The 625-nt window shown below is 45.4% G+C and carries 1 protein-coding gene; it reads right to left on the bottom strand.

The window, feature by feature from the left end:
• Positions 1-625, bottom strand: a 625-nt coding sequence (locus HMPREF0673_RS02460) for a transposase (RefSeq protein WP_007897483.1), incomplete at both ends; no start/stop codon positions are given.

The raw sequence follows: 625 nt of genomic DNA, 5'->3' as shown, positions 1-625 counted from the left end.
CAACGAGTTTTTGTTTTTCTACAAAAAAGAGCCTTATAAACAATTTATATGGCGTTATATGGGTCAAATAAGCCCTCAAATAAGAGAAAAGTCCTCCCTTGGTCATTTTTGCCACCATTTTCTTAATATTAAAGGCAATGGCAAAGAAGGCAAAGTCCATTTTGACCTTGTCTACACCGATATGGCGAAAACGACGATATGCCATATTGTATTTAATTTGTCCGAAAACCGCTTCTGGCTCGATGCATCTCCGTCCTCTATGCCTAAAACCTTCCTCTGAGGTGAGCAGCTCACTCGCTTTCTGTCTGTAAGCTTCCAGTTTGTGATTCCGATCAATCACACGTCTGTCCCCGGATGCATCGAAACATAGACAACGCAGCGAACATCCCTTGCAGTTCTGTGCTGTATATGTTGCCCTATCGGAGACGTATCCACTCGCACTTGTCTTGTGGCTGGTTCCGGTGCGTGCCATGTGTTGTCCCATCGGACAGACGCAATAGTCTTCCTCCTTGTTATAATAGAAGTTTTCCGAGCGGAACGGATCCGGTACATACTGTGGACGGTGCTCTATATGGAAGCGGTTGTATTTCACATAGGCGGCGGTGCCGTTCAGCTCCATAAACTC

Source organism: Leyella stercorea DSM 18206 (assembly GCF_000235885.1).
GTDB lineage: Bacteria > Bacteroidota > Bacteroidia > Bacteroidales > Bacteroidaceae > Prevotella > Prevotella stercorea.
Note: the sequence above shows the minus strand (reverse complement) of the source record. Positions and strands in the feature narration are given on the sequence as shown.